This is a genomic window from Puia sp. (assembly GCF_036500295.1).
In the GTDB taxonomy this organism is placed as follows: Bacteria; Bacteroidota; Bacteroidia; order Chitinophagales; family Chitinophagaceae; genus Puia.
In genome coordinates, this window is sequence record NZ_DASYCH010000054.1 from 1 (window position 1) to 7741 (window position 7741).

General features: G+C 54.0%; 6 protein-coding genes. 2 read left to right on the top strand and 4 right to left on the bottom strand.

Annotated features, from left to right (window positions below; translation table 11 throughout):
- The coding region (locus VGM48_RS11325; protein ID WP_331579096.1) for a hypothetical protein at positions 1 to 1155 on the bottom strand (1155 nt) is incomplete at its 3' end.
- Positions 1156 to 1172: 17 nt separating this feature from the next.
- Positions 1173 to 2300 (bottom strand): hypothetical protein, encoded by a 1128-nt coding sequence (locus VGM48_RS11330; protein ID WP_331579098.1) that lies wholly within the window; start codon positions 2298 to 2300, stop codon positions 1173 to 1175.
- A gap of 72 nt (positions 2301 to 2372) precedes the next feature.
- On the opposite strand from VGM48_RS11330, the gene VGM48_RS11335 reads away from it, so the two are divergent.
- Entirely contained in the window at positions 2373 to 3038 is a 666-nt protein-coding gene (locus VGM48_RS11335; protein WP_331579100.1) for a response regulator transcription factor, read from the top strand.
- A 142-nt stretch (positions 3039 to 3180) separates the two neighbouring features.
- On the opposite strand, the gene VGM48_RS11340 is transcribed toward VGM48_RS11335, so the two are convergent.
- Positions 3181 to 5430, bottom strand: a complete 2250-nt coding sequence (locus VGM48_RS11340) for a DUF2357 domain-containing protein (protein WP_331579102.1) — start codon at positions 5428 to 5430, stop codon at positions 3181 to 3183.
- Positions 5431 to 5453: 23 nt separating this feature from the next.
- The gene (locus VGM48_RS11345; RefSeq protein ID WP_331579104.1) at positions 5454 to 7355 is read right to left on the bottom strand and encodes a hypothetical protein; all 1902 of its coding nucleotides are present in this window, start codon (positions 7353 to 7355) and stop codon (positions 5454 to 5456) included.
- Positions 7356 to 7461: 106 nt separating this feature from the next.
- Between VGM48_RS11345 and VGM48_RS11350 the strand changes: the two genes are divergently transcribed.
- A partial coding sequence (locus VGM48_RS11350) for an MT-A70 family methyltransferase (RefSeq protein ID WP_331579106.1) occupies positions 7462 to 7741 on the top strand: 280 nt, incomplete at its 3' end.

A 7741-nucleotide genomic window follows, 5' to 3' on the forward strand; every position in this document is an offset into this window, starting at 1 on the left:
AAACCAGATCCAGCAATATACGCTAAAGGGCAGGTATCCTAAATACCCTAGAAGTGGCATTTCGAAGACGTGCACCTGGTTGACATACGGGATGACATAGGTCCAATACCCCGGGTTGAATCCATGAACGAGGCCATCGCCAATATGTGGAACGCTGATCCAGTTGGCTCCTTCGACGAGCAGGCCCTGGAAGAGAAAGGTCGGGGCGAAGACCAGCAGGAAGGACCAATCGCCGCGTTCTTTGATGGAGACGAACGGCGTCCAGATGCCGAGCATGCCCAGCGCGATGGCCAGCACGATCAACGGCGCGAGCCAGACGACAAAGAACAGGCCGTCCGGAAAATAAGCGCTTGCGACGAGGCCGACAAAAGCGACGATCAGGATCCCGAGGCGGAGGCCTTTCGACCAGGCGATCTTTGGTCCGAATTTATATTTCACGACGAGGCCAGGGAAGGTGCAGAGAAACTGGTACCATTCGAAGGCCATCGGGATAAACGCGGATGACCCCAGTACCGCATAGACGAGGAATTTGTCATGACTGATCAGCGCGGCGAGGGGATAGTACCAGTTGAGCCGGATAAAGAAATTGAAGTACTCGAAGATCAGCCAGCCGGAGATGGAGAGAACGCCCATGGCGATGAGTTCGGTGGTGGCGTTGGCGAAGAGGCTGCGGCCGGCATTGCGGTGATACACGAGCCCGTCCATGACGAGGATAAACCCCCACCAAAGCGGAAGGAGAGACCAGTTGTTAAGCCAGACGGGACGCGCTATGTGCAGCGAGGTAAAGACGAGGGTACCCGCCGAGGCGGCAAGACCGATAAAAAACCAGGGAGGCAGGCCGGCCCGGGTCTTTTTTCTTGCCGCCTTTGCGACGGGCGGGGCTTTTTTAAAACCATAGATACGGGGGGCGATCAACAACAGCAGGGAGGCGATAAAGACCACGGTGATGCCGATGGTCATAAAAAGAGTGGGTGCGGGTTTGGGATTCCCGGGGCTGGTGGCGGGGAAATTGAAGAACCGGTCCGGGATGCCGCCATATTGCAGATAGACGGCGATATAGGGTCCGAGCAAAAGCGCCAGGAGCAGGCCGATAAGGACCAACACCTTTTTTCGCAGGCTTAGTTTAATGGGTAACGGTGCGGTGGTTGTGGTCATGGGTTTAAGGTTTTTGGTTAGATAAGGGATCTTAGCGTTCGGAGGAAAAAGCGCAGCATCTCCTCGGCTTTTACGACATCGCGATAGCCGCCCAGCCATACTTCGAGGGGCAGGAGAACGCCCTGGATCTTTCCCTCGGTGAGGCTGTGGATCATAAAGGTCGTGGCGTCACGCAGCTGTGGGCGGTAGCGTTGGACCCACTCGTCTTCGTTGCTGAATTGTTTTCCGTCCCATGTCAGGCCGACGGCGTCGCAAAACAGCGCATAGCGTTTTTGTGCGAAGAAGGATTTGGCGGGCGAGAGATAATATTCTTCGAGGATCTCCGTCAGACGGCGGCCGCTGGCGCCGGAGAGATCGTAGCTTTTCGCGATGGCATAGGAGTCGATGTTGCCGAGCATATCGGAGCCCGGGGCGTTGATCTCGATATAGTGTTGCTCGGCGTGCGAGGAAAGGGGCTTCTTGTTATTGCGCAGGTAGTCGAAGACAAAGGCTTCGCTGGAGGTGGCGATATCGCCCAGCCAGGTGACGAGGTCCATATTCGAATCGCAGTGCGGCACGAGTGGGTGGAGAAACTCCAGCCAGGGTGGAAGCGGGGCGACGAGCTGGGGATTGTTCCAGGCGTCGAGGCCGGCCAGCACATGGGCGACGTCGCAATAGGTGCCGTCGGGGAGGATCACTTCCTGGTGGTCCTTCTGATAGATGAGGGGCACCTGGCCGGCACGGGTATCGGCATAGACGCGGTCGTTTCTGCGGTAGGTCACGAGGCGGTACTTATCGACTTCGTCGTTTTGCTTATAGTGTTGTTTTGTTTTTTTGACATGGGGTTCACCGGTGTTGTCGCGGGGTGGCGTCCCGGTGATGGTCACTTCATACCGGCATTCGATGGGCGCGGCGCGGCGGATGAGGTCCTTGTTCCAACCCCATTTATCATAGAAGATCTTGCGCAGGCGGGTGATCATGATGGGCAGATGCGTCTGTTCGCCGGGGAAATAATCCTCTTCCGCCTTCAGCAGTTGGATGAAGTCCTGCATCCGCAGGACATCTTTTTCGGCGTGGCCAGGTTCCGGGCGGCGGGAAAGCACCGGCTGGTAGGGGGGCGCGGGGTCGAGTTTTATGCCGGGTTCGGTGAGGTCAACATTTGTCATGCTTTTCAGTTTGGTTGAGAATAGTTAACTTTCCATGAACGGACCACAGGTCCGCAGATAATAACCTTTCATATGGATAACAGGAACCCCTCCGTAGCGCTTGTCGATGATCATGTGATGTTGCGAAATGGTCTGGCCAATATCATCCGCAACTTCCGGAGCCATGAGGTGCTGTTCGAGGCCGACAACGGCCGCCAGTGCATCGAGAAGCTGGAGTCGGGGCTCATCCCATCGATCGTCCTGCTCGATCTGAACATGCCCGAGATGGACGGTTATACCACCGCGCTGGTCATCCGCAACCGTTTTCCCGGGGTGAAGGTGCTGGCCCTGTCCATGTATGACTCGGAGAACTCCATCATCCGGATGTTGCGCAACGGCGCCCGGGGATATATCCTGAAGGACAGCGATCCGTCGGAGTTGCAAACTGCTTTGTCAGAGGTACAGCAGAAGGGGTACTATCATTCCGAACTGATCACCCACCGGCTGATCCGCCTCGTCAACGACCTCGACAACCCCGAAGGACAGATCCAGCAGTTGATCAATCTCAACGAGCGGGAGATCGAATTCCTCAAACTTTCGTGTACTGAATTAACCTACAAAGAGATAGCGGATAAAATGGGGGTCAGCCCCCGGACGGTGGACGGGTACCGGGACATGCTTTTTGAGAAGCTTCCCGTCAAGACAAGGGTAGGCCTTGTCCTCTACGCTATCCGTAGCGGGTTAGTGATGATTGCGTAATGGCGGTTCGGTGCATCCGGTTCAAGGATCAGGGGTTCATGGAAGGTTTAATGGTAATGGACTGATTTAGCGCAACCCGGATGCGAAGTAAGAATAATTGATTGGTTTTGGGTACCGTGTTTTCACGGGAGAAATGGAGAGTTTACACGGTATTGGGGATTCCCGCCCTCATCAGATCGGCGAGTGACACGATAAACGGAATGGCGGAGGCCCTGCCCTCACGGTATCCGGGGAGTTTTCTCACATCCCAGGAAATATTTGCAAAATTTGCAAGCGGGTCTGCGAGAATATCGAATACCAGATAAGAAGAGTGGGCCGGCTTCGGGTAGTTCTTGGCCTTTAATTCGGCCTTTGTTACGACGCGTGGCGGGGTGTCCGCAATCGCCCGGAGATCTCCCGTGACCAGCTGGTTTTCCCGGTGTAAAAGGATGAAACGGACCCCGAGGTTTTCAGCAGTCAGAGCCAGGATGTCTTCGCCGTGGCCCGTACGGATGTTATATTGCCGGTTGGTACTGATCCAATCATCATGTTCCGTGCTTTTACAATAGCCTACCAGGATTTTTATTGCGGCGGGTGGCTGCCTGCGGATGAGCGTGTCCCAACCGGGAAGGGAGGTTTTTATGGGATGCCGGTCCTTTTGACGATGGATTTCGAAAGTCCGGAGCGCCAGTTCTTCCCGCTGTGACGCATAATCCAACAGATGATCGACGGCGCTTCTCAGGAAGGACTCCAGCTCGGGGATGCCGCTGTTTTCGCGGGAAGGATGAAGCCGGAAGGCGCCGATTCCCGGTAGTAATTCGTGAAAGATGGATTGTTGAAAGCCGTGTTTGCCCGGATAAAGGATATATGCGCCGGCGGTGCGCCGGATAGCATCCCGGTAGCTATGCATTTTTAACAGGTCTTCCCGTTTGTGATTGCCATAGTGGGTTTCTTCTTCCCCGACGGTGGGTTTCTCCCTTTCGATTTTATATTTGGCATCAAAATGCAGGTGAACGATCAACTCCTCCCGCTCGGCTTGTTCCATGGCCATTTCCTGCGGCCAGATGCTAAGGGTATAGTCCGGTGTCATACCGGCGGTCCAACTGCCGCCATTGGGGTATTCTTTTTTGCCGCCGAATCTCCGGTTAAAGCTGAACTCGACCTGTAGCTTCCGGCCCGTGCTGGTAAATTGCCCCTTGATGGAGGTGCGCTTTCCTTTTTTTATTAGCAGGCCGAGTCCATCTTTCGTCGGGCCGAGGAGATTTCGGATACTCACGGGATCGATCGTGAAAACACGGCCATAAAGCTCCAATAACACAAAGAAGACCCAGTATTCGTACAGCGTGGCTACATCCCGTTTGCCGGCTTCATATACATCCGTTCCGCCGGTCCAGTGGAGACGGGCCGTCAGGTCGAAGAGCAGCCAGGCGCGCAATACCTCCCGATATCCTTCGCGGCGTTGCAATACCGGGCTGTTGAGGGCCTGCAGGGAAGGGCCGGAAATCATTTTGAAGAAGGAATGCTCCAGCATGTTTTCGAGAACGGATTCGAGCCGAAGCGCTTCCCGGTGAGCCCGGCTATCCGGTTTGAATTTATTTCTGGTGTCATTGACAAAGCTCAGAAATTCCCTGAGTACGTATTTGATGAAGCGGTTTTCGGGAGTATCGACGGTTTCTATTTTTGCCGCTGTTGAGATCGCCGCAGGGAGCGATGGAAGGTCCGGATAAAGGGGATGACCGGGATCCAGACCGATGCGGTTGCTTGCCCTGGCCATTTGCCTGACGCTGTTGTTGGTCCGGCGTTGAGGTTTATTCAGCTTTTGTTGCGACTCCTGTTGGGTCCATTGGGTATTGGGGTTTTCCCGGATGCGGTAGACGCTTTCGGTAAAGTCTGGAGATTCGAGGATGGATTTCACAAAGGCAAAACGCTGATAGATGGTTTCCGCCGGCTGTTGGGTATCGGGAATTAATTTTTGCAGCGCGGGGGATGAGTATTGCAAAATGAGGTCCGCGCATCTGGCGGCGATGTCTTCCAGCATGAACCGGTAATCCGTCCGGTAATCCGTTTTTGCCGAACGGACTTCCAGTGAAAGCAGGCCCCTTTTTTTCCCGGTGCCGGTATCCTGAATTTCTGTCGAGATAGTTCCGACATAACGATGGGGGGTGATGTGGCCGGCATGCTTTGCTGTTTTATGGATGGTAATGACTCCATCAATCGGCTGCAGACGATATTCGGCGGGCAGTTGGTATTCATAAGTACCGTCCTCAAAAAGCTGAATTTGCGCTTCACCGAGGGACAATGCTTCCCCTTCATCCAGCAGGACCACCGGATGGGGGGAATCCGTAATGATTACGCAATCAATCTTGCTGCCATCATCCAGGGAAACAGTACTCGTTACCGTTTCAAGGTTCATATTTGCTCTACGCTATTCTTTTATCAGGCTTCGGCGTAGCTGGTAAAACCATTTTGGACCAGCCGCCGGCCCATGCTGACGATTTTTGCAAAGGATAAGGGGAAACGCAATTTGCCGGCTATCTCAGGCTCGGGTTCCCAGAGGGCGGAAACGATTCCGGCGAAGTCGTTTTTATCGTTCAGGCAGAGTGCCCCGAGAGTTTTTAACACGGGCTCCAGAATAAGCCGGCTGCCGTGGAGTTTGGGCAATAGTTTTTGCAGGACGGCTGCGTCGATGATTTCGTCGGTCGAAATTTCGGGTACTTTCTCGTCGATAAATTGATGCATGATTCCCGCAAACCGGTAAATTTCGGCCGCCGGCCGGAAGCCGAACTCACCCCCGATGAGTTGGAGTTCGGTGAAAAAGTTCAACAAGGCTTGCCGTATCGCTGGTCCGTCGGCGAGGGGCGGCGCTTTTCCCTTCGCTACCTGTAAGAAGCCTTCGGCATAGGATCCGCCTTGTGATCGTATTTTCTCCAGGTTCGGGGGCTCGGGATTGTTTAGAAAGGCGGCCAGTTCTGCCGCACCGATTTTGAATTCGATGACATTCGCGCGGTCCAGGACTTTGGGACTAAACATATGGGTTGTCTCGTCGATGTTGACCGTTCCGATGATAAAGAGGTTGGGGGGCAGCGGGGTGGTGGCGGGAGTGGTGGAATGGGCCCAAACAGCCGATCCGGGATGGAGGGGAATATCCTCATTCGATTCCATCGCGCTGAGAAAGTCGGCAAAATAGCGTTCGACCCGGCTCAGGTTCATTTCATCCAGAATAAGAAAATAAGGTTTTTGAGCATTGCCGGGTTTTGCCGCCTCCAGTATCAGGTTCAACGCACCATTGTCAGGGTGACAGTACTCGCCGGCCCGCAATGCATCGGGATAGCCCAGCAGGGGTTCCCGCGTCATCCAGTCGGCGCCGACAGGAATCAGGGCGATCTGGGAGGCATCGGCGCAAAGCCAATGGGCGAAGGCCTGTGCCAGTTTAGTTTTGCCACTGCCCGACAGACCGGTAAGCAGGACGAAGCGCTTGGTCAGCAGCGAGGCGACAAACCTTCGCTGAAGCCAGGGATTGATCAGCAGGGAAGCCTCCCGAAAGGCTTTTTCCAGGTCAGTGAAGAAGGTATTGAAGAGCCAGTTTCGCACGATGGGTAGATTTGAGAACGTTGGTGTAGGTTTTGGGGAAGGCATATATCTACCCGGGGGCATGCCATTTTGCCCGGGAAGAAAGGCTTTTGGCTCTGCCCGTGGGAACGGTTCGATGCCCTTTTCGAGCCAGTCTTTGAAGTCAGGAAGCTGTAACCCGAATATTGCGGGGAAGTGAAATTCATCGGCCTGATTGTAAAATCCATCCCCCGAGAGTTCGAGACTTGTATAGCCCATCCGGGATAACTGGGCGGTGATAACCTTCTTAACCAGGGGACCCAGATTTCGAATCCCGAAAATCTTCAGCCAATTGTACTGCACCGACAGGGAATTCTGACGGACATCTATCGCAACGCCCAATGCGTGCAGGGCGTAAGCAAGATTCGTGTATTCTTTTCTCTGCTCGAAGTCCGACCGCTTTATCTCGCCCATCCACCCCTGAGCGGCGGGTCTACTGAATAGCTTGATTAAGGTTTTGTGACTGAAAACAATAGAGATGGCAAGCAGGGCCCTGATCGTTTCATCGTCATACTCCTTCACTTCATCCCAGACTGCAGGCAGGGCCTCGGTCGCAACATCGCCCCCCAGCATCTTTAGCGCCTGCGGCCGGTATTGCGCGGGCGAGGGAAAATGTTCATCAAGGTGATCTAAAATCTGATTGCGCGGATATTTGCGAATCAATTCCCACAGCTTCTGATAGCCGTTTTTAGTGAGGGATACGGTATGACCTTCTAGAGAGATTAGCATGCAAGTAAATTTTCATTCGGAAAGGTTATCAACCCATGTGTAAAACTAGTGCTCGTAAAAGTTGGCGAATTTGCTGACTTTTACTACTAATGGTTTTAGCAAATATATGAAAATAGTACGCGCAGCCGATGATTTTACCCGGTTTATAGGAAAAAAGAAATTTGCGACGATTGTTGCCGATCCGCCCTGGCAGTTTCAGAATAAGACAGGAAAAGTAGCGCCGGAGCACAAGCGGCTGGCCCGTTATTCCACCCTTACCCTGGAGGAGATAAAAGGGATTCCCGTCGGTAAAGCAGCCGAAGCAACGGCCCATCTGTATCTCTGGGTGCCCAACGCCCTGCTGGCGGAGGGGCTGGAAGTGATGGCCGCCTGGGGCTTCACGTATA